The sequence below is a fragment of the Streptomyces sp. CB02056 genome (genome assembly GCF_001905545.1).
GTDB lineage: Bacteria > Actinomycetota > Actinomycetes > Streptomycetales > Streptomycetaceae > Kitasatospora.
Window position 1 is genome coordinate 1 of the sequence record NZ_LIPD01000014.1, and the last position, 21,214, is coordinate 21,214.

Genomic DNA, 21,214 nt, shown 5'->3' on the forward strand with positions numbered 1-21,214 from the left:
ACCCCCACAGACAGCCAACCCGCCCCGACCGGCACACACTTACTGTCCCACGCCCAACCCAACCGACTTCGCCAGCAGAGTCATCCAGCCGACTTTCCGTGCTTCGAGTCCGAGTGCGGTTCCTGCCGGCGAGGCTTCCAGCACGCCCCCCAAGCGGTGCCCGCGCAGGAAGTCGGCCTGGCTGACTTCTCATGTCCTGCTCCAGTGACCCTGCTCGCCAGGCAGCGTATTGCCAGGGCTTGCTTCGCTTGTGCCGCGCTATCTGTTTGGCCTCGGCGCGAGCGTCCGGAAGCAGCCCACCCCGGCTGCGCGCAGGAAGTCGACCGCGCCGACTTCCTGCACCCCATTCCCAGGTGTTGTCCATGGCGGTGTGGCCCCCGCTGCCGCGACGAACCGGCGAGTAGCGCGCGGGAAGTCGATCCAGCCGACTTTCCGTGCTTCCTGCCCGAGCGCGGTTCCTGTCGTTCCGGCCTCCGCCAGGGCACCGAGCCGGTGTGTGCGCGAGAAGTCGGCCCAGTCGACTTCTTGCGCCTCGCCCAGTGACGCTATTCAGTACGGGGCGTTTGGTTGGGGGCCCGCTTCGCTGGTGTCCGGCTCGCACTTCAGGCGGGCGAGCCCCGGTTGATGTCGGCGGAGCCGGGGAGGGTCCTTCCGCCTGGGTGTGCGTGGGAAGTCGATTGAGCCGACTTCTCGTGCGCTTGGAGGGTGGGATTTCCGTGTGTGGGCTCCCGGTCTGCTCGCGAATTGTCCGTCGGCCTCGGCGCGGTCGTCCGGAGGCCTGCCGCGTATGCCTTGGGGTGGTGGTTCGGGCGGACCGGTTGCGCGGTGCTGGCGCCTGGATCGGCCCCGGCGGCTCCGGGGTTCGCTGCTTCAGGCCACATGTTGCGGCAAATGGCATCGGCAGCGGCTCAATTTGGGTTCTGGGTCACGGAAAGTCGTCCAGAACCTCAACCGTTGGCCGACAAAACCGGTGCCTGTGTTGCCACAGGTGGGGAGCCGTTTCAGCTGCCGCGGCGGAAGTCGGCTGGCCCGACTTCTGGTGTCTCGCGGGGGTGGGAGGGGGTCGCTGCGGCTCACGGGACGGGGGTGGGGTCCGGGGCTGGTGTGGGGTGGGTGGTGCGGGATTCGGTGGTGTGGGCGGCGAGGGCGAGGAGGGCGCCGAGGAGGCAGAGGGCGGCGGCGGTGAGGGTGGCCCGGTCGGTGCCTGCGGCGAGGGTGTGGGCGGTGGGGTGGGGGGAGCCGGTGACGGTGACGGTGAGGGCCACGCCGAGGGCCGAACCCAGGTAGCGGGAGGTGTTGTTGGCGCCGGAGCCCATGGCGGCCCGGTGTGCGGGGACGCTGCTGACCGCGAGCCGGGCGAGCGCCGCGTTGAGGATGCCGCTGCCGATGCCCGCGACGGCGAGCCCCGGGGCCAGTCGCAGCCAGGACGAGCCGGGGGTGAGCCCGTACAGCGCGGCCTCGCCGGTGCCGCAGACGAGCAGGCCGAGGGCGACCTGGGCGGTGGCGGGCAGGCGGGTGGCCAGGTGGCGGGCCTGGAGCGCGGAGACCACCGAGAGGCCCGACCACAGGGCCAGCACGCCGGCCGCGGCCGGGCCGGACAGGCCGAGCACGCCCTGGAGCAGGGTGGGCAGGTAGCTCATGAAGCCGACCAGGGCCAGCCCGGTGAACAGCGCCCCGCCGGTGGCCGCGATGAAGCCGGGGCTGCGGAACAGGGCGAGGTCCAGCATCGGCTCCCGGACCTTCGCCTCGACCACGGCGAACGCCGCCAGCAGCAGCACCCCGCCCGCCAGCAGCGCCACCACGGCGGGCTGTCCCCAGCCGCCGCGGCCTTCGGCCAGTCCGGCGATCAGGCAGGAGGTGCCGGCGGCGAGGGTGAGCACCCCGTACGGGTCGAGGGCACGCGGGCGTTCGGCCCGTGACTCGGTGAGGACCCCGGCGGCGCAGCCGGCCACCACGGCGGCGGCCACCGCGATCCCGCCGCTGACCGCGCGCCATCCGGCCCACTGCTGGACCAGGGCGCCGTACACCGGCCCGATCGCGATGCCCAGCCCGACCGCCGCGCCCCAGATGCCGAGCGCCCGGATCCGGCCGGGACCGGGCGGGTGGGCGTGGCTGATCAGGCCGAGCGCGGGGGCCAGGACGGCGGCCGAGGCGGCGCCGAGGAGTACCCGGGAGGCCAGGTAGACGGCGCCGCCGGGGGCGAGGGCGGCCAGCGCCTCGGCGGCGGCGAACAGCAGCACGCCGAAGGTGAAGACCCGCTTGCGGCCGTGGTCGTCGGCGGCGCTCCCGGCGGTGAGCAGCAGCGCCGAGATGCCGACCAGGGTGCCGGTGAGGATCCAGGTGCGGCCGGAGGCGCCCAGGTGGGCGGCCTGGGCGGTGGCGGCGAGCGAGGCGGTGGGGGCGGTGTACGCGACGGTGGTCAGGGCGGTCGCCGCCGCGGTGGTCGCCAGCGTGGCCCCGGGCCGGACGCGCGGGCCTGGGGTGGTGGGGGTGGTGGGGGAGGAGGCGGGTGAGGAGCCAGGTGGTGCGGGGGGCATGGGTGTTCCCTCCGAGGGCCGGACCCTAATGGTCTGGTGAATGAACCTTCGTCTCGGACGGCACGCTACCACCGCTGGTCTGTTCATTGAACCCACAAGGGGGGTGGACTAGGCTGACGCCCATGGCCCTGGGAACCGACTACGAACTGCAGGAGTGCGCGCTGGCCCGCGCCCTGGAGGTGGTCGGCGAGCGCTGGAGCCTGCTGATCGTGCGCGACGCGTTCTACGGTGTGCAGCGCTTCAACGACTTCCTCGCCCACCTCGGCATCCCGCGCGCCGTCCTCACCTCGCGCCTCAACGCCCTGGTCGCGGCCGGGGTGCTGCGCAAGGAGCCGTACCAGCGGGCGCCGCTGCGCCACGGCTACCTGCTGACCAGTGCCGGCCTCGAACTCTGGGGCCCGCTCTACCAGTTGAGTCGCTGGGGCGGCCGGCACGCCACCGAGGGGGGTCCGTACCACCTCTTCGCGCACGCCGTCTGCGGCACCGACCTCGACCTCGTCGGCGTCTGCCCGGCCTGCGGCGGCGGGCCCGTCCCGCCGACCGCGGTCGTCATGCGCCCCAACCCCGCCCGGGCCGGCGGCCACCGCGAGGACCGGGTCTCCCGCGCCCTGGTCCGCCCCCACCCGCTGCTCGAACCGATCGCCTCGGCGGCGGTGCTGCCCGGCTGACTGTAGGCAGAGCGCCCGTACGCCGACGGGGCCGCCGGCGCGCTGCCGACGGCCCCGCCCCGGGAACCGCTGTCACTCGGAAATCGCTGTCATTCGGGGACGGCCGTCAGGGGGTGAACCGCACCTCCGGGTTGGCGGCGCTCGGCCCGTCGAGCAGCGGCTGCGGGACGCCCTTCAGCTGGAGGTCGAAGAACGCCCCGACGTACTGCCGGGTGAGGGCGACGGCCCGCTGGCTGCCGATGGTGGTGTCCGGGCCCTTGGGGAGGCCGAGCCCGTCGAAGAAGAGCGGGAAGTCGGTGAAGCTGCCGTGGTCGGTGCCGTCGACGGTCAGCCAGCGCTTCCAGCCGTCCAGCCGGGGCCAGCTCCTGAGCCAGCTCTCGTCCTCGCCGCCGCCGGGCAGCGGGTGGCCGATCATCAGGTACGGCTTGCCCTTGATGCCGGACTCGGGCACCAGGTAGTCCATGGTGCCGTCCAGGTCGACCCCGGCCCGGAGCCGGTCGTCGGTGAGCAGGGCCGGGACGGTGGCGGCGCCACCGGCGGAGTGTCCGGCCATGGCGATCCGGTCGCGATCGATCAGCCGGGCGTAGCGCCAGGCCGGGTGCGGGCGGTCGGTCAACTGGTCGATGACGAAGGAGACGTCCTTCGCCCGGCTCGCGTCCAGGGCCTCCCAGGCCTCCTGGGTCCTCAGCGTCCCGCACACCTCGCAGGGGAGCGTCCGGCCGTCGGGGAAGGTGGTCCCGGTGTTCTCGTAGGTGTGGTCGACCAGCGCGACGACGTAGCCGCGGCTGGTCAGGTCCTCGGCGAGGCTGCTGAGTGTGGCACGCGGCATGGTGAAGCCGGGCGACAGGACCACCAGCGGGTAGTGGCCGCCCTGGGGGCGGGCCCCGGACTCCGCCCACGTCCGGGTGCCGGACACCGCCTCGGTCGGGATGGTGTTGCCCGGCAGCTTCCCGTCCAGCAGCGCGCGGGCCGCGGCGGGCGTCATGTACGGGGCGGGGGTGCCCGTCCCGGCGTGCGCGGGGTAGTACATCGAGACCATCAGCTGGCGCGGACCGGCGGCGGGCACCCACGGGTCCGGACGGTTCTGGTCCACGAGGTGCAGGACCTCCTGCCCGACCGCGTACGGCCCGGTCGGGCGGGGGAGTTCGACCTGGGCGGCGGCCCGGGTGGTCGGGTTCGCGGGAGCGGTGGCGGAGTCGGCGGGCGCGGCCGCCAGGGCCGGCGCGGCGGCGGCGACGGACAGCGGCAGCGCGAGCAGCAGGGCCGCAGCGGCGGCGGTCGTACGGAGTCGGCTCATGTCAGCGACCGTAGGCCGCCCGCCACGGAACTGACGTCCACTCAGCGGCGTACTGATCCCTTCCGGAAGGCACTGTGGCGCCCCCTAGGGGGCGGGCCCGGGCGGGCCTGTGCGAACCTGCGGGAACCTGCACCGGGGCTGCTCGGCCCGGGCGGGCCGTCAGCCGGTGGAGGCCGTCCGGAGGTCCTCCAGGAAGCCTGCGGCCGCACGGGCGTTGGGCACCGGGAAGGTGAGCGGGAGACCGGCCGAGTGCGTCCGGACCTCCAGCTCGCCGAGGGCGGAGGCCCGGGCCGAGTGCACCTCCGGCCACCGGTAGGCCTCCGTCGCGGCGAGCGGGTGCGGCGGCCGGTGCACCAGCCCGCCGGCCGTCACCGTCAGTCGCCCCCGGACGAAGCGGACGCTCCCCTCCGCGCGCAGCGTCTCGTGCAGGGCGGCCCGGAGCCCGGGGGAGAGACGCTCCTCCAGCTCCCGGAACAGCCTGCCCAGCCCGCCCAGGTGTGCCAGCACCAGCGGCTCGTCCGCGCCCGCCGGCCATATTCGCCCGTGCTCGTACTCCCCGTGCGGCCCTCCCGGGGAGTACTCGGTGGCCTCCATCGCGCGCCAGGGCAGCGGCTCCTCGCCGCCGCCGGCCGAGACCAGCACCAGCCCGCCCTCGTGGACCCGTACGGAGCGCAGCCCAGGTGTGGGCCGCAGCCGCTCGTACCCGCTCACCGCCACCACCGCGGCGGCGGCCAGTACGGGCGCGGGCCACCACTCGCCGAGCGCCAGACAGACCACCACGGAGACGGCCACCCCGCAGGAGTGCAGCCACACCCGCGCCGGCCAGGACAGCGGCCGGAACCGTCTGTGCACCCGCAGCACCGGGCCCAGTCGACCGGCAGCGCCGGCCACATCGGCCACGCCGGCCGCACCAGCCACGCCGGCCGCACCGGCAGAAGCGGCCAGGTCGGCAGAACCGGTCGCACCCGCCGACCGCACCCGCGTCGGCGACCACGTCACCGCCACGTCGGCCCCCTTTCACTCGGCTCAGTCGGAGGGCTCCCCCAACGGAACCGCGACTTCCAGAACCCCAGCATCGACCGCGCGCCGCCCCCGGCGACAGTGCCAATCAGCACCTTTTGGCCTGGTTCGGCCCCGCCATCATCGCGCCCCGGCCCAAGCCGCCCGCCATGGGGGTGGGGACGAACGGCCCAGGTGCCCCCGGGCGGGGCCGCAACGCCCGCCCGGGCGCCCGCACCACCGTCATGCCGAGCTCCCTCCGCTCCGCGGCAACCCCTCGGGAGGGCCGCAACCATCGGATGCCCAGGATCGACTCCTCACCGCGCCCGCCGACAGTGCCGATCGGCACATTCCGATCGAAATCCCCCCCCGTCACCGCCGGAACCCCCGTCACCGCCCTCACCCCGTCGTCGCGAACCCGATCTGCAGCCCGCGCAGCAGCGCCGTGCCCGCCGGATCGACCGACCGGCGGGTGTTGGCCAGCACCACGGCGCCGACCCGCTTCTCCGGGTCGAAGGCCACGAACGAACGGAACCCGCCGGTGCCCCCGTTGTGCCAGATCTGGAGGTGCCCGCCCTGCTGGGTGTGCAGCCGGTGCCCGAGCCAGCCCAGGTGCGTCCAGGCGAAGGGGTTGACCCGGTGGCGGGTCTCCCGGGTGAGGGCGATCGCGGCCGACAGCGGCGCCTCCGGCTCGCGCCCGGCGGCGAGTTGGGCCCGCAGGAACACCACCAGGTCGGCGGCGGTCGACCGGAGCCCGCCCATGCCGGGCACGGCCCCGAAGCTCCAGTGCGGCACCGGGCGGCCGCCCGGCGTGTGCCCGTGCGCCAGCCGCGCGGACTGCTCCTCGTCCGACCGCACGCAGGTGTCCACCAGGCCCAGCGGTGCGCAGACCTCGCGCGCCACCAACTCCTCGTACCCGACGCCGGACCGCTGCGCGAGGGCCAGGCCGAGCAGCCCCGCGCCGAGGTTGGAGTAGCGGAAGCCGCGCCCGGGCGCGGTCCGCAGCCGCGTCCGCGCGAGCCCGTCGAGCACCCGCTCGGTGGTGCAACCGGCGTACGGATCGGGCTTGTTGGGGGACAGCAGTGACTGCGCCAGCATGCCCCGGGGCAGCCGGGGGAGCCCCGAGGTGTGAGTGGCGAGGTGCCGCAGGGTGATCGGCTGCGCGCCCCTGGCCGGGACGACGGCCCGACCGCCCGAGGCCCCCGTGAGCACCTCGGCGAGCGGCTCGTCCAGCCGGACCGCGCCGTCGAGCGCCAGCCGTGCGAGCACGAGCGAGGTGAACACCTTGGTGACGGAGCCTATGTCGAACAGCGTGTGCGGCCCGGGTATCCCACCGCCCGGACCGGTCCGCCCGGCACCCCGGATCTCCACGTCGTCGCCGGCCAGCCCGGCGACCACCGCGCCGACGTGTCGGCCCGCGAGCCGGTCGGCCGTCTGCTGCACGAGACAGGCGAGTTCGTTCATGCTCGCGAGCCTAGGCGCCCCGTTCGGCCGGATCGTCCGCCCGGAAAACGATATCGACCCCGCCGATGCTCCTGCGGAGGTACGACCCCAATCGGCCCCCAGCCGACCTCCGCCGACCCCCAACCGACCCCCCGCGCGATCCCCACGGCAGGGCACGGAGCCGGAGCCCCGCCCCCGTCACTCCTCCAGCGCCTCCCGCAGCCGGGCCGCGACCTCCGCCGCCCCCGCCTCGTCCGGATACCGCCGCCGGGGCCAGAAGAACCCGCGCAGCCCGTCCTTCGGATTGCGCGGCACCACGTGGACGTGCAGGTGCGGCACCGACTGGCTGATCCGGTTGTTCGCCGCCACGAAACTGCCCGCCGCGCCCAGCCCGCGCTCGACGGCCCCCGCCACCCGCTGCACCCGCAGGAAGAACGGCCCGACCTCGGCGGCGGGCAGGTCGGCCAGCGTCGGGTGGTGGGCGCGCGGCACGACCAGGACGTGCCCGGGGAACAGCGGTCGGCGGTCCAGGAAGGCCACCGCCACCTCGTCGTCCAGCACCCGGTGCGCCGGCTCCTCGCCCGCCACCACCGCACAGAAGACGCAGTCCATCCGTCCATTCAAACCACCGGCCCGCCGCCCCGGCACCTCCGCAAACCCCGGTGGGCCCGGCATCACCCGTCCGGCTGCCGCCCGGGTGCGGCCGGGGCGGTGCCGGGCGCACGGTGGCGCCGGGGGCCGGACAGCGGGCGCATCGAGCGCTCCACGAGGAGGCCCCGCGAGGAGGTGGCCCCGATGTCGGGCAAGTTCGAGGTCTATCAGGACGCCGGTGGCAAGTACCGGTTCCGGCTCAAGGCGGGCAACGGCGAGATCGTCGCCACCGGCCAGGGCTACGCCAGCAAGGACGCGGCCCACAAGGGCGTCGAGGCGGTCCAGCGGGCCGCCGACGGCGCGCCCGTGGTGGACCTTCCCAAGGCGGCCTGAGCCCACCGCCGCCCGAACCCGAGGCGGCCTGAGCCAACCGCCGCCCGAACCCGAGGCGGCTTGAGCCACGGGGCAGCCGGAGCCCCGAGGCTCAGGCCGGGGGCGCGGCCCGGCGCCCGACCCACCGGGCCGGCCGCCGGGCACCTCGCCGAGCATCTCGCCGGGCACCCGCCAAACCGACCGCCGGACACTCACAGCGAGACGGGGACCCCGAGCGGAGAAGTCCCCGCTGCCTCACTCGTACCGGTACAGCAGCGCCTCCCGCTCGATTTGCTCGATCATCTCCACGGTCAGCGACTCGTCCCGCAGGTGCGAGAGCGTGACCTCCGCCGAGCTCGGCTGCTCGTCCTTGGCGAGCCAGTTCTCCGGCTTCCACGCCGAGGAGCGCAGGAAGGCCTTCGGGCAGTGCCCGTACACCTCCTCGACGGCGACCACGATGGCGCTGCGCGGCGGCTTGCCGACGGCGGTCAGCTGCCGCAGCAGCTCCGGGTCGGTCGAGACGCAGGCCCGCCCGTTGACCCGCAGGGTGGCGTCCCGGCCGGGGACGACGAAGAGCAGCCCGACCCGGCCGGTCTCCAGGATGTTGTGCAGGGTGTCCAAGCGCTTGTTGCCGGTGGCGTCCGGAATGGCCAGGGTGTACTCGTCGAGCACCGAGACCAGCCCGGCCGGCCCGCCGCGCGGGGAGACGTCGCAGCGCCCGGCGGCGTCCGCGCTGGCCACGAAGACCAGCGGGGAGCAGGCGATCAGGCGCTGGGCGACCTCGTGCAGGTGGTCGACCTGCTTGCGGCGCGCCTGGTCGCCGGGCTGCTCGTAGATCTCGCGCAGCTGGGCGGGATCGCTGAGCGCGCCCGCGTGGAGGGCGTCGAACAGGCTGCCCGGCCGGTTCGGCGCGGTGGTTGCGGTGGTTGACGAAACGACAGATTCCGGTGTGGTCGTCATACCGGGAATGTAGCCGAGGCCGCTCGGCGCACCCCGTTCCCCGGGCCCCGGCAACCCTCCGTGAAATTCCGGCTCCACCCCTCCCCACCAGCGGTTTTCCGCTCATAATGGGGGCCAGGGACCACTGGCTCGGGGCTCGCCGGGCGGGGACCGCCGGGTCAGTGGTCAGCGCGCCCGGGCGAGGGATGCCCGGGCGTGGGACGCCAGCCGCAGCCGGAGGTGGTGGTCGTGATCGTCAGGATCTGGGCCGGGCAGGTCTCGGCCGGTCGCATCGAGGAGTTCTGCGCGCACCTGGCCGCCCAGGTGATCCCGCAGCTCGGGCGGACCGACGGCTGCCTCGGCGGCGAGCTGCTGCGCTCGGTGTCCGAGGACGGGCACCGGGTGCTGGTGCTGAGCCGCTGGCGCGACGAGGAGGCGCTGCGCGGGTACGCGGGGCCGATGTGGCGGATCCGGCCGGTCTGGTCGGAGGGCGAGCTGAGCTACCTCGCCCACCCGCCGGAGGTCACCCACTTCACGTCGATCACCGCCCCCGCGGCCCTCTGAGCCGCGGCCCTCCGAGCGCATGGCCCGCCGAACACGCGCACCCCCGCGCACATGGCCCTCCAACGTACGCTCGCCCCCCGGCGGAGCCGCGGTAGCACCCCGCCGCGCATTCCCCGCAAGCCCGTGAAACAGACCACAGCCGGAGGCCCTCCCTGCCCTTGCGCCGACCGTGGCACAATGACGGCATCAAGCAGTGACGTTCAGCGCACTCCGGGGTCGGTGAAAATCCGAACCGGCGGTTACAGTCCGCGACCCGTCCGCAGCCAGCGGCCGGTTGACCAGGTGAAATTCCTGGACCGACGGTTAAAGTCCGGATGGGAGGCGTGCGCGGGCGGACGAAGAGCAGTACCCGTGGGTCCACTGGCAGGAGACTGCCTCCCGGCCCCGGTCAGGTGAACGACGGGAGCGGTGTCTCCCGTGCCGGGCGAGCGATCTCCCGGTGGCCTCGACATCCCCGGCGACGGGTGTGTCCCGGGTCCGTGCGCCGGTGCCCGTCCGTGTCATCTCCCATGCCGCCCCGGAGTCCGCGCCCCAAGCGCGAGGAGAACCCGGGTGTTCACCGGCATCATCGAAGAGCTCGGCGAGGTCGTGTCGATCGAGGAGATCGGCGACTCCTCGCGGATCCGCCTGCGCGGCCCGGTGGTCTGTACGGGTGCTCGGCACGGCGACTCCATCGCGGTCAACGGCGTGTGCCTGACCGTCGTCGACAGCCCGGAGGAACTGGCCGCCGGCACCGGTGAGTTCAGCGCCGACGTGATGGCCGAGACGCTGCACCGCTCCAGCCTCGGCGAGCTGGCGCCCGGCTCGCGGGTCAATCTGGAGCGCGCCATGGCGCTCGGCGCCCGGCTGGGCGGCCACCTCGTCCAGGGCCATGTCGACGCCACCGGGCGGCTGTTGAGCCGCGAGCCGGGCGAGCGCGACGCGGCGGGCGAGCTGCGCTGGGAGGTGCTGCGGTTCTCGCTGCCCGGCACGATCTCCCGCTACCTGGTGGAGAAGGGCTCGATCACGGTCGACGGCGTCAGCCTCACCGTGGTGGAGGCGGCTGCGGACAGCTTCACCGTCAGTCTCATCCCGACCACCCTCGCGCTGACCACGCTCGGCGCCAAGGCCGTCGGGGAGGGCGTCAACCTCGAGGTGGACGTGCTCGCGAAGTACGTCGAGCGCCTCCTGGAGTCCCGCACCCTGCCCGACTTCCCGAACCTGCCGAACCTTTCCAACCCGCCCCACCCGTCCGACCTTTCCAGCCTGTCCACCCCGTCCGGCCTGCCGGTCGACGGAACCCCGGGGGAGTCCGAGTGAGCTGGCTCAGCGGCGAGGCGTTCACCGTCCTCGGCGAACACGTCAAGTGGGCCGACATGTTCGGCAACATCCTCGGCCTCGGCGGGCTCGCGCTCGGCTGGCGCCGCTCGGTCTGGAGCTGGCCGGTCCAGCTGCTGTCCGGCGCGGTGCTGATCGCGGCCTACCTCGGCGGCCACGTCCCCGGCCTGATCGGCAAGCAGCTGATCGTGATCGTCACCGCCGCCTGGGGCTGGGCGCAGTGGCAGCGGGGCCGCCGCGAGGGCGGCACGATCGCCGTACGGTTCGCGAGTTGGCGCGAGCGGATCGCGCTGGCGGCGGGTACGGCGGCCGGCACGGTCGCGCTCGCCCTGCTCTTCACGTCCTACCCCAGCCTGTCCTGGAGCCCCTGGTCGGACGCCTACGTCTTCGTCGGCACGCTGGCCGCGATGGTCGCCCAGGCCCGCGGCTGGGTGGAGTTCTGGTTCGCCTGGATCGCGGTCGACGCGGTCGGCGTGCCGTTCGCCTTCAACAGCGGCTACACCTTCTCCGGCCTCACCTACTCCGTCTACTTCGTCCTGGTGCTGCTCGGCCTGCGGTCCTGGTGGCTGAGCACCCGTGAGCCGCGCGCCAAGTCCGCCACCGTCCCGCAGGGAGCCACGGTATGACCGAGATGACCGAGAACCAGTCCAGCAACGGGGCCACCGGGCCCGACTCCGACCCCGAGCTCGTCCTCGACCCGGTCGAGCGGGCGATCGCCGACATCGCGCTCGGCCGCGCCGTGGTCGTGGTCGACGACGAGGACCGCGAGAACGAGGGCGACATCGTCTTCGCCGCGTCCGCCGCGACCGCCGAGCTGATGGCCTTCACCGTCCGCTACAGCTCCGGCGTGATCTGCGCCCCGATGACCGGCGAGGAGCTGGACCGCCTCAAGCTCCCGCCGATGACCCAGGTCAACGAGGACCGCAAGGGCACCGCGTACACCGTCTCGGTGGACGCCCGGGAGGGGGTCGACACCGGCATCTCCGCCGCCGACCGCGCCCGCACCGTGCGGCTGCTCTCCTCGCCCGGCACCGAGCCCGGCGACCTCACCCGCCCCGGGCACGTCTTCCCGCTGCGCGCCGTCGAGGGCGGCGTGCTGGTCCGCCCCGGCCACACCGAGGCCGCCGTCGACCTGGCCCGGCTCGCCGGGCTGCCGCCGGCCGGCGCGATCGCCGAGGTGGTCAACGACGACGGCACCATGGCCCGGCTGCCCGAGCTGGTCGCCTTCGCCCGCGAGCACGGCCTGGCGATCATCTCCATCGAGGACCTGATCGCCTACCGCCGCCGTACCGAGCTGCACGTCGACCGGGCCGCCGCCACCGGCCTGCCCACCGTGCACGGGGAGTTCACCGCCGTCGGCTACCGGGGGACCATCGACGGCGTCGAGCACCTCGCGCTGGTGGCCGGCGGCCTGGACGCGGAGGGGCGGCTGCCGGACGGCGAGGACGTCCTGGTGCGGGTCCACTCCGAGTGCCTGACCGGTGACGTCTTCGGCTCGCTGCGCTGCGACTGCGGCCCGCAGCTGGAGGCCTCGCTGCGGCGGGTCGCCGAGGCCGGGCGCGGCGTGGTGCTGTACCTGCGCGGCCACGAGGGGCGGGGGATCGGCCTGGCCCACAAGCTGCGCGCGTACGAGCTGCAGGAGCGGGGGCGGGACACCGTCGACGCCAACCTGGACCTCGGCCTGCCCGCCGACGCCCGCGACTACAGCATCGCGGCCCAGATGCTGGTGGACCTCGGCGTCCGCTCGCTCACCCTGCTCACCAACAACCCGCAGAAGCTGACCGCGCTCACCGAGCACGGGCTCAAGGTCAAGGGGCGCGAAGCGGTCGAGATCGCGCCCGGCGAGCACAACCTGCGCTACCTGCGCACCAAGCGCGACCGGATGGGCCACGACCTGCCCGGCCTCGGCTCCTGAAGCCGCACACCTCAGAACCAGCGACGACACCAGAGAACGGAAGAGAACATGAGCGGTCACGGAGCCCCCGAGCTGACCATCGACGGCGCCGCCGGCCTCAAGGTCGCCGTCGTCGCCGCCCAGTGGCACGACACGGTGATGAACGGCCTGCTGGACGGCGCGCACCGCGCGCTCAAGGAGCTGGGCGTCGCCGAGCCGACCGTGCTGCGGGTGCCCGGCACCTTCGAGCTGCCGGTCGCCGCCAAGCGCCTCGCCGAGCGCGGCTACGACGCCGTGGTGGCCCTCGGCGTGGTGATCCGCGGCGGGACCCCGCACTTCGACTACGTCTGCCAGGCGGCCACCAGCGGCCTCACCCAGGTCAGCGTGGACACCGGCGTCCCGGTCGGCTTCGGCGTGCTGACCTGCGACAACGAGGAGCAGGCGATCGACCGCGCCGGCCTGCCCGGCTCCGCCGAGGACAAGGGCCACGAGGCCGTCACCGCCGCCGTCGCCACCGTCGTGGCGCTGCGCGCCGCGCTCTGACACGGGGCCGCACCCGGTCCGTCCGGTCCCGGAGCGCGGACGTCCAGCCGACTGTCCACGCTCCGGGACCGTTTACCGTCCGTCCGCCCGCACGCCGTAAGGTGGCCCCATCATGGCTTCGAAGACATTCGAGGAGCTCTACGCCGAGCTCCAGCAGAAGGCCGCCACCGGCGACCCCTCGTCCTCCCGTACCGCGCAGCTCGTCCAGCAGGGCGTCCATGCGATCGGCAAGAAGGTCGTCGAGGAGGCCGCCGAGGTCTGGATGGCCGCCGAGTTCCAGACGGACGAGCAGACGGCGGAGGAGATCTCGCAGCTCCTCTACCACCTCCAGGTGATGATGATCGCCCGCGGACTGACGCTCGACGACGTCTACAAGTACCTCTAGACACCCCCGCTCTCCCGAGCACCCCCATCCTCCGAACAGGTAAGGAAGCAACCTCCCATGCTGCGCATCGCCGTCCCCAACAAGGGTTCGCTCTCGGGTCCCGCGGCGGAGATGCTCCATGAGGCCGGCTACCGCCAGCGGAAGGACCCCAAGGAGCTCGTCCTCGTCGACCCGAACAACGAGGTGGAGTTCTTCTTCCTCCGCCCGCGCGACATCGCGGTGTACGTGGGCTCCGGCCGCCTCGACGTCGGGATCACCGGCCGCGACCTGCTGCTGGACTCGCACTCCAACGCCGAGGAGGTGCTCGCCCTCGGCTTCGCCGGGTCGACCTTCCGCTTCGCGCGCCCCGAGGGCGTGGACGTCGAGGACGTCAAGGGCCTGGAGGGCCTGCGGATCGCCACCTCGTACACCGGCCTGGTCGAGCAGCACCTGGCCGACCACGGCGTGAAGGCGACGGTCACCAAGCTGGACGGCGCGGTCGAGACCGCGGTGCAGCTGGGCGTCGCCGACGTGATCGCCGACGTGGTGGAGACCGGCACCAGCCTGCGCAACGCCGGCCTGGAGGTGTTCGGCGAGCCGATCCTGGTCTCCGACTCCGTGGTGATCCGGCCCAAGGGCGCGGGCGAGGACACCCGGGTGGAGCAGTTCCTGCGCCGCCTCCAGGGCGTGCTGGTGGCCCGCCGCTACGTGCTGATGGACTACGACATCCGCGCCGAGAAGGTCGGCGCGGCCGTCGCGCTCACCCCGGGCCTGGAGTCGCCGACCGTCTCGCCGCTGCACACCGAGGGCTGGGTCGCGGTCCGGTCGATGGTGCTCCGCAAGGAGGCCCAGCAGATCATGGACGACCTCTGGGGCATCGGCGCCCGGGCCATCCTGGTCACCAACATCCACGCCTGCCGCCTCTGACCCGCCCGCCCGAGCGCGGGTAAAGAACGGTTCAATGGGGCGGGGACGCCGGTCGGCGTCCCCGCCCCGCCGTGCTGCCGCCCCCAGAACCACCCCCGGAGAACCCACGTGTCCACGCCGTCCGTCCAGTTCCCCGTCACCTGGGCTCCGCGCCGCACCCGCGCCGTACTGCTGCCGGTCTGCGTGCTGATGGTGGTGCTGTTCTCCGCGATGGCCGTGCTGCTCCCGGAGAACTGGCAGCTCAACGACCGGATCATGATGACGGCCAGCGGCCTGCTGTTCGCCGGCGTCGGCCTGATGCTGGCCCGCCCCAAGGTGAGCGCCGACGCGGAGGGCGTGACGGTGGTCAACTTCGTCCGCCGGCGCCGGCTGGCCTGGGCCGAGATCGTCCGGGTCAACTTCCGCCAGGGCGACCCGTGGGCCACCCTCGACCTCGCCGACGGCACCTCGCTCGCCGCGGTCGGCATCCAGTCCGGCGTCGGCAAGGACCAGGCGATCGCGGACGCCCGGGCGCTGCGCGACCTGGTCGAGCACCACGCCCAGGCCTGAGCCCGCTCTAGGGCCTGAAAGCCTGCACCGGGCCTGAGCCCGCTCCCGGGCCTGAAGGCCTGCGCCGGGCCTGAGCCCGCGCCCCGGCCCGCACCCGGGCGGACGTCCCCCCACCTGGGGTTCCCCGCCCCCGGCGGGCCGAACGGGCTTCCTACGCCCATCCGGGTATGGTCTACGCTGGTAAAAGCAGGGCAAAGTTCGCCCTGCCCGAAAATCGAGTGCCCGAACCCGACCAGAGGAGTGACACTCCCCCTCGATGGACGATCCGTCCGGTAGTACCTGCGCCGCCTCGCTTCCGCTCCCCGGAAGGCAGGCGGCACTGTGATCACCGCCTGGCTGCTGTTGCTCGCAGCCGTTCTCCTGATCCTCGCCAACGGCCTCTTCGTGGCTGCCGAGTTCGCCTTCGTGACCGTCGAGCGCGGTGAGGTGGAACGCTCCGCGGAGACGGGCGACGCCAAGTCCCGCCGCGTCGCCGGGGCCCTGCGGCACCTCTCCTTCGAGCTCTCCGGCGCCCAGCTCGGCATCACCGTCACCTCGCTGGTGGTCGGCATGCTCGCCGAGCCGGCCCTGTCGACCCTGCTCGCACCCGTCATGACCGGCATCGGCGTGCCCGACTCGGCCGCCCGCGGCGTCTCCGTGATCGTCGGCATGGTGCTGGCCACCGTCGTCCAGATGGTGATCGGCGAGCTGGTGCCGAAGAACTGGGCGATCTCCCGCCCGCTCCAGGTGGCCCGCGCGGTCGCCGCCCCGCACATGGCCTTCTCCCGGGTCTGCCGCCCGCTGATCAGCTTCCTCAACGGCACCGCCGACCGGACCGTACGGGCCTTCGGCGTCGAGCCGCAGGAGGAGCTGGGGCACGCCCGCACCCCCGACGAGCTGGTCTCGCTGGCCCGTCACTCGGCCAAGGCCGGCGCGATAGACGAGGAGTCGGCGACCCTGTTCGTCCGCACCCTCGCGCTGAGCGAGCTGACCGCCGAGTCCGTGATGACCCCGCGCGTCGACGTGGCCGCGCTCCAGCGCGACGCCACCGCCTCCGACGTCATCAACCTGACCCGGGCCACCGGCCTGTCCCGCTTCCCGGTGCACACCGACAGCCTGGACGAGGTCACCGGCATCGTCACGCTCAAGGACGCCCTGGCCGTCCCGGCCGCCCGGCGCGGCCTGGTGCGGGTCGCCGAGCTGGCCTCGCCGCCGCTGCTGGTGCCCGAGACGCTGCCCGCCGAGCGGCTGCTCGACCAGCTGCGCCGCCTCCAGCCGATGGCCATCGTGGTCGACGAGTACGGCGGCACCGCCGGCGTCGTCACCGTCGAGGACATCGTCGAGGAGATCGTCGGCGAGGTGCAGGACGAGCACGACCCCGACGACCACCCCGAGCTGTTCCCGCTGCCGCCGGTCAACGGCCTGCCGGTCTGGGAGGCCGACGGCCGCGCCCGGATCGACCAGCTGGAGCGGATCGGCCTGAACGCCCCGGACGGTCCGTACGAGACCCTGGCCGGCCTGGTCGCCGACCTGCTCGGCAAGCTCCCCGAGGTGGGCGAGCAGGCCGAGCTGCCCGGTTGGCGGTTCACCGTGACCGGTGTCGACCGCCACCGCACCACCGAGGTCCGGGTGGAGCGCACCACCGCGCCCGCGCGCTTCGACGAGGACCGGGAGGAGGGCCGATGACCGCCCTGCAACTGGCCGTCGCGCTGCTGCTCCTGCTCGGCAACGCCTTCTTCGTCGGCGCCGAGTTCGCCGTGGTGTCGGTGCGCCGCAGCCAGATCGAGCCGCTCGCCGAGGCCGGGCACAAGCGCGCCCGCACCGTGCTGCACGCGCTGTCCAACGTCTCGGCGATGCTGGCCGCCGCCCAGCTCGGCATCACGGTCTGCTCGCTGGGCCTCGGCGCCCTCGCCGAGCCGACCATCGCCTCGCTGCTGGAGGGCCCGTTCCACGCGATCGGCGTCCCGTCCGGCCTGATGCACCCGCTCTCGTTCGGTATCTCGCTCGCCCTCGTGGTCTTCCTGCACATGGTGTTCGGCGAGATGGTGCCGAAGAACATGGCCATGGCGGGCCCGGAGAAGGCCGCGCTCTGGCTCGGCCCGCCGCTGGACCGGCTGGCCCGCTGGCTCGCCCCGGTGATCCGGGCGCTGAACGCCTCCGCCAACGGCATCCTGAAGCTGTTCCGGGTGGACGCCAAGGACGAGGTCGAGTCGGTCTTCACCACCGAGCAGCTGATGTACCTGCTGGCGGACTCCCGGGACGCCGGGCTGCTCGACGAGAGCCGCCAGGAGCGCCTGGAGGACGCCCTGGAGCTGGGCCGCCGCCCGGTCACCGAGGTGCTGCTCAAGCCCGAGCAGCTGGTCACCGTGGACACCAAGGCGACCGCCGCCGAGGTCGAGGAGCTGGCGCTGCGCACCGGCTTCTCGCGCTTCCCGGTCACCGACGGCGACCCGGCCGGCCACGGCTACCTCGGCTACGTCCACCTCAAGGACATCCTCGACGTGGACGACCCCTCGGCACCCGTCCCGGCCCGCCTGTGGCGGCCGATCACGGTGCTGCGCGGCAGCCTCCCGCTGGACGACGCCCTCGGCGCGATGCGCCGGGCCACCTGCCACCTGGCCGCCGTGCTGGACCAGGACGGGCGCACGCTCGGCGTGGTCATGCTGGAGGACGTGCTGGAGGAGCTGGTCGGCGAGATGCACGACCCGGACCACCGCGCCACGGCCTGACGCCCGTCGGCCGGCGCCTCCCCGGAGAGTTCCGGAGTTCCGGCTTTCGCCGACGGCGTGTCCGCTCCTGGCGATTCTGCCCTGAGCATGCACCCGTTCCCATGCCGGCCACCCTGGTAGCAGGGTGGTCGGCATGAGACTTCTCCTGCTGGGTGGAACCGGGTTCGTCGGACGGGTCGTCGCCGAGGAGGCGCTGGCCAGGGGCTGGGAGGTGACGGCCCTCAACCGCGGCACGCAGCCCGCGCCCGGGGGCGTCCGGGTGCTGACGGGCGACCGCACCGCGCCGGACGGCCTCGCGGCGCTCGGCACGGGGGAGTGGGACGCGGTGGTGGACACCTGGTCCTGGGCTCCCGCGGCGGTGCGCGACAGCGCCCGCCTCCTGAACGGCCGGGTCGGCCACTACGCCTACGTCTCCAGCCGGTCGGTGTACGACCACCCGCTGGTGGCCGGGGCCGGCGAGGCCGCGCCGGTGGTCGCCTCCTCCCCGGACCTCACCGGCGAGGTGCCCTACGCCGAGGCCAAGCGCGGCGCGGAGCTGGCGCTGGAGGCGGAGTTCGGCGGGCGGGCGCTACTGGCCCGGGCCGGGCTGATCATCGGCCCGCACGAGGACATCGGCCGGCTGCCCTGGTGGCTCAACCGGATCGCCGAGGGCGGCCCGGTGCTCGCCCCCGGGCCGCGCGACCTGGCCCTCCAGTACATCGACGTGCGCGACCTCGCGGCCTGGCTCCTGGACGCCTCGGCGGCCCGGCTCGGCGGCCCGTACAACCTGGTCGGCCCGTCCGGCCACGCCACCATGGGCGAGCTGCTGGAGGCCTGCGTACGGGCCACCGGCTCGGACGCCGAACTGCGCTGGACGGACCCGGAGCGGATCCTCGCGGCGGGCGTCGAGCCGTGGACCGAGCTGCCGATCTGGCTGGCGCCCGGCGAGCTGTACGACTTCCTGCACACCGGCTCGGTCGAGCGCGTGCTCGGCGCCGGGCTGCGCTGCCGCCCGGTCGCCGAGACCGTCGAGTCCACCTGGGCCTGGCTGCGGTCCATCGGCGGCAGCGCGCCGCAGCGGAGCGACCGGGTCAGGGTCGGGCTGGACCGGGAGCGGGAGGCCGCGCTCCTCAGGGGCTGAGCAGGGGGCCGGTGCGGGGATCAGCTCCGGCCGTCGATCAGCTCCCCGTACGCCTGGACGAGGTCCGGCAGCCGCAGGGTGGCCAGGTCCTCCCGGCCCGGCGGCTCGCGCAGCAGCGTCAGCCGCAGGTCCCGGTAGGCGCAGGACTTCTCGTACAGGGTGCGGATGAACCGGCCGTTGCCCAGCTCGTCGATCCAGCCCTCGCGGACCACGTGGGTGCAGATGCTGGCCAGCTCCTCGGCGGCGTCCTCGTCCCAGCCGTCGCCGTCCCGGCCGGCCAGCGCGGCGCCGATCGCGGTCAGCTCGCCGGGGCGGTAGCTGGGGAAGTCGACCCGGGTGGTGAAGCGGGAGTTGAGGCCGGGGTTGGTGGCGAGCAGCCGGTTCATGCCCTCGGGGTAGCCGGCCAGGATCACCACCAGCCGGTCCCGGTTGTCCTCGGCGCGCTTGAGCAGCACCTGGAGCGCCTCGTCGCCGTACGCGTCGCCCTTGGTGTAGCCGGAGTTGGAGAGGCTGTACGCCTCGTCGATGAACAGCACGCCGTCCAGCGCGGAGTCGATCAGCTCGTTCGCCTTCACGGCCGTCTGGCCGAGGAACTCGCCCACCAGGTCGGCGCGTTGGGCCTCCACGAGGTGGTCGCCGGAGAGCAGGCCGAGGGCGTGGAAGACCCGGCCGAGGATCCGGGCCACGGTGGTCTTGCCGGTGCCCGAGGGGCCGGAGAAGACGAAGTGGCGCTTCGGCGGCTGGACGGGCAGGCCCTGCTCGGCCCGCAGCCGCGACATTCTCAACTGGGCGGACAGCGCCCGCACCTGGCGCTTGACCGGCTCCAGGCCGACCATCAGGGAGAGTTCGGCCAAGGCCGCGTCCAACTCCCGTTCGTCGCCGGCGGACCGGAGCTCCGGCACGGCGGCGGTCCGGGGCTGCACCCGGCCGAGGGCGGGCAGCGGCGGTACGGCGGGGCCGGTCGGGGCGCCCGAGCCGGAGCGCTCCCCGGCGGCCTGCGGAGCGCCGTCGGCCGGGGCGCCGTCCAGCCGGGCGCCGCCGGTCGCGGTCCCGTCCAGCAGGGCGCCGCCGGCCAGGGCCCCGTCCGCCGGGGGGCCGTCCACCAGTCCGGCGTCCACCGAGGGTCCGCCGCCGTTCGACGCCAAGCCGTTCGACAGCAGGCCGTTCGACAGCCCGCCAGGCACTCCGTCGCTCGACAGCCCGTCGCCGGGGACGGGCGCGCCGCCAGGCCCGCCCGCGTCCGCGAACTCCTCCCCGTACCCGGGCAGTTCGGGGTATCCGGCGTCGTCCGGGTAGCCGGGATCGGCACCCGGCCCGCCCGGTGCGGCGGCGTCGGCCGCGCCCGGGCTCCCGCCCGCCGTCAGCCCGTCCGCGAGCCCGTTGGCGAGCCCGTCCGCGATGGCGTCCACGAGGCCGTCGGCGAGCGCGTCCTCGGCCGAGATGGCCGTCAGCCGGGTCGCGGTGTCCATGAACGCCGGGTCCGCCCGGTGCACCGCCCGGTAGAGCGGCAGCGCCGCGGCGCTGCGCCCGGCCCCCTCGTACGCCCGGGCCAGCCAGTACCGCAGCTCCTTGCGCTGCGGCTGCTCGGAGCGGCAGCGGGCCAGCGAGGCGGCCAGCGGGGCCTGCGCCTGGGCGCACATGTCGAGGCGCACCCGCGCCATGCCGGCGAACAGCCCGGCCTCGATGCCGAGCAGGGGGTCGTCCAGCAGGCGGTCGGTGTCCCGGATCAGCTGCTCCCAGTCCTTGAGCAGGTAGGACCGGCAGGCGTACAGGAAGCGGGCGGACGGGTCCTCGCTGGGCGCCGGACACTGCTCCAACGCCCGGTCCAGCTCGGCGAGGTGGCGCCCGTCCAGCCAGTGCGAGGCGTGCGCCAGCGCGAGGTCGCGGGCGTCCTCCAGCACCGGCTGCACCCACCAGCCCAGCCAGTACCAGGAACTGAGCGGCCGTCGGTGCAGTCGCCGCTGCTCGCCGAACCGCTTCTGGTTGCGGTACATGGCCAGCAGCGCGGCCGAGGTGTCGCTGCGCAGCGCGTGCAGTCCGAGCCAGGCGTCGGCCATGCCCGGGTCCAGTCGGACGGCGGCCCGGAACTCCTCCTCGGCCCGGGTGTACGCACCGGCCGTGTACGCGTCCATGGCGCGCAGCCAGGCGCGGTCGGCGAGCCGGTCGGGCCCGCCCGCCGTGCTGTCGGAACTGTCCACCGTCGTCACTCACGCCCCCCGCGGTGCGGCCCGGGGCTCGGCCGGCGGGTTGCCTGCGCCTAGCCTGGCCGGTGGTCGTCGACCCCCTGTGGCGCAACTGCGCCTGCCAGGAATCGTACCGGCGCGGCGCTGATCCGGAAGGGTGCCGCACAGGGGCAAATGCGATCGCACGAGCGGCCGTTGA

The 21,214-nt window shown here is 74.0% G+C and carries 20 protein-coding genes and 1 riboswitch; of the genes, 13 read left to right on the forward strand and 7 right to left on the reverse strand.

The window, feature by feature from the left end; genetic code table 11:
- Positions 1–1,073 precede the first annotated feature (1,073 nt).
- Entirely contained in the window at positions 1,074–2,537 is a 1,464-nt protein-coding gene (locus tag AMK13_RS31810) for an MFS transporter (protein WP_074005159.1), read from the reverse strand.
- A 122-nt stretch (positions 2,538–2,659) separates the two neighbouring features.
- Between AMK13_RS31810 and AMK13_RS31815 the strand changes: the two genes are divergently transcribed.
- Positions 2,660–3,205, forward strand: a complete 546-nt coding sequence (locus AMK13_RS31815) for a winged helix-turn-helix transcriptional regulator (RefSeq protein WP_074005160.1) — start codon at positions 2,660–2,662, stop codon at positions 3,203–3,205.
- A 106-nt stretch (positions 3,206–3,311) separates the two neighbouring features.
- Here the strand turns inward: AMK13_RS31815 and AMK13_RS31820 are convergent, their stop codons facing one another.
- The 4 genes from AMK13_RS31820 to AMK13_RS31840 form a co-directional block, all read right to left on the reverse strand.
- Positions 3,312–4,502, reverse strand: a complete 1,191-nt coding sequence (locus AMK13_RS31820; protein WP_074005161.1) for an alpha/beta hydrolase family protein — start codon at positions 4,500–4,502, stop codon at positions 3,312–3,314.
- Between the two features lie 159 nt (positions 4,503–4,661).
- Positions 4,662–5,402 carry a hypothetical protein gene (locus AMK13_RS31825; protein WP_198959478.1) on the reverse strand — a complete coding sequence of 247 codons (741 nt, stop codon included), beginning with the start codon at positions 5,400–5,402 and terminating at the stop codon, positions 4,662–4,664.
- A 498-nt stretch (positions 5,403–5,900) separates the two neighbouring features.
- The gene (locus tag AMK13_RS31835; RefSeq protein ID WP_074005164.1) at positions 5,901–6,965 is read right to left on the reverse strand and encodes a serine hydrolase domain-containing protein; all 1,065 of its coding nucleotides are present in this window, start codon (positions 6,963–6,965) and stop codon (positions 5,901–5,903) included.
- A gap of 177 nt (positions 6,966–7,142) precedes the next feature.
- A complete protein-coding gene (locus tag AMK13_RS31840) occupies positions 7,143–7,556 on the reverse strand; it encodes an HIT family protein (RefSeq protein ID WP_074005165.1) in 414 nt (137 codons plus the stop codon).
- A 183-nt stretch (positions 7,557–7,739) separates the two neighbouring features.
- Between AMK13_RS31840 and AMK13_RS31845 the strand changes: the two genes are divergently transcribed.
- On the forward strand, positions 7,740–7,928 hold the full coding sequence (locus AMK13_RS31845; RefSeq protein WP_049651337.1) for a YegP family protein: 189 nt from the start codon (positions 7,740–7,742) through the stop codon (positions 7,926–7,928).
- A 234-nt stretch (positions 7,929–8,162) separates the two neighbouring features.
- On the opposite strand, the gene AMK13_RS31850 is transcribed toward AMK13_RS31845, so the two are convergent.
- The gene (locus AMK13_RS31850) at positions 8,163–8,867 is read right to left on the reverse strand and encodes an MSMEG_1061 family FMN-dependent PPOX-type flavoprotein (RefSeq protein WP_079272680.1); all 705 of its coding nucleotides are present in this window, start codon (positions 8,865–8,867) and stop codon (positions 8,163–8,165) included.
- Between the two features lie 195 nt (positions 8,868–9,062).
- On the opposite strand from AMK13_RS31850, the gene AMK13_RS31855 reads away from it, so the two are divergent.
- The 11 genes from AMK13_RS31855 to AMK13_RS31905 all read left to right on the forward strand — a co-directional run bounded on the left by AMK13_RS31855 (position 9,063) and on the right by AMK13_RS31905 (position 18,832).
- Positions 9,063–9,410: an antibiotic biosynthesis monooxygenase family protein gene (locus AMK13_RS31855; protein WP_049651338.1), complete on the forward strand. Its 348-nt coding sequence runs from the start codon at positions 9,063–9,065 to the stop codon at positions 9,408–9,410.
- A 202-nt stretch (positions 9,411–9,612) separates the two neighbouring features.
- Positions 9,613–9,740, forward strand: a riboswitch (FMN riboswitch).
- Between the two features lie 222 nt (positions 9,741–9,962).
- On the forward strand, positions 9,963–10,709 hold the full coding sequence (locus AMK13_RS31860) for a riboflavin synthase (RefSeq protein ID WP_079272681.1): 747 nt from the start codon (positions 9,963–9,965) through the stop codon (positions 10,707–10,709).
- A complete protein-coding gene (locus tag AMK13_RS31865) occupies positions 10,706–11,353 on the forward strand; it encodes a nicotinamide mononucleotide transporter family protein (RefSeq protein WP_049651339.1) in 648 nt (215 codons plus the stop codon). Before AMK13_RS31860 ends, AMK13_RS31865 begins: the two co-directional genes overlap by 4 nt.
- A 5-nt stretch (positions 11,354–11,358) precedes the next feature.
- Positions 11,359–12,642 (forward strand): bifunctional 3,4-dihydroxy-2-butanone-4-phosphate synthase/GTP cyclohydrolase II, encoded by a 1,284-nt coding sequence (locus AMK13_RS31870; protein WP_049651350.1) that lies wholly within the window; start codon positions 11,359–11,361, stop codon positions 12,640–12,642.
- 48 nt (positions 12,643–12,690) lie between these two features.
- Positions 12,691–13,164, forward strand: coding sequence for a 6,7-dimethyl-8-ribityllumazine synthase (gene ribH / locus AMK13_RS31875; protein WP_049651340.1), 474 nt, complete (start codon positions 12,691–12,693; stop codon positions 13,162–13,164).
- Positions 13,165–13,276: 112 nt separating this feature from the next.
- The gene (locus AMK13_RS31880; protein ID WP_049651341.1) at positions 13,277–13,549 is read left to right on the forward strand and encodes a phosphoribosyl-ATP diphosphatase; all 273 of its coding nucleotides are present in this window, start codon (positions 13,277–13,279) and stop codon (positions 13,547–13,549) included.
- A 57-nt stretch (positions 13,550–13,606) separates the two neighbouring features.
- Positions 13,607–14,455, forward strand: coding sequence for an ATP phosphoribosyltransferase (gene hisG, locus AMK13_RS31885; protein WP_049651342.1), 849 nt, complete (start codon positions 13,607–13,609; stop codon positions 14,453–14,455).
- A gap of 108 nt (positions 14,456–14,563) precedes the next feature.
- Positions 14,564–15,004, forward strand: coding sequence for a PH domain-containing protein (locus tag AMK13_RS31890; RefSeq protein WP_049651343.1), 441 nt, complete (start codon positions 14,564–14,566; stop codon positions 15,002–15,004).
- A gap of 321 nt (positions 15,005–15,325) precedes the next feature.
- Entirely contained in the window at positions 15,326–16,669 is a 1,344-nt protein-coding gene (locus tag AMK13_RS31895; protein ID WP_049651344.1) for a hemolysin family protein, read from the forward strand.
- Positions 16,666–17,712: a hemolysin family protein gene (locus tag AMK13_RS31900; protein WP_049651345.1), complete on the forward strand. Its 1,047-nt coding sequence runs from the start codon at positions 16,666–16,668 to the stop codon at positions 17,710–17,712. Before AMK13_RS31895 ends, AMK13_RS31900 begins: the two co-directional genes overlap by 4 nt.
- A gap of 133 nt (positions 17,713–17,845) precedes the next feature.
- Positions 17,846–18,832 (forward strand): NAD-dependent epimerase/dehydratase family protein, encoded by a 987-nt coding sequence (locus tag AMK13_RS31905; protein ID WP_074005166.1) that lies wholly within the window; start codon positions 17,846–17,848, stop codon positions 18,830–18,832.
- A 20-nt stretch (positions 18,833–18,852) separates the two neighbouring features.
- Here the strand turns inward: AMK13_RS31905 and AMK13_RS31910 are convergent, their stop codons facing one another.
- Entirely contained in the window at positions 18,853–20,964 is a 2,112-nt protein-coding gene (locus AMK13_RS31910; protein WP_079272700.1) for an AAA family ATPase, read from the reverse strand.
- Positions 20,965–21,214 lie beyond the last annotated feature (250 nt).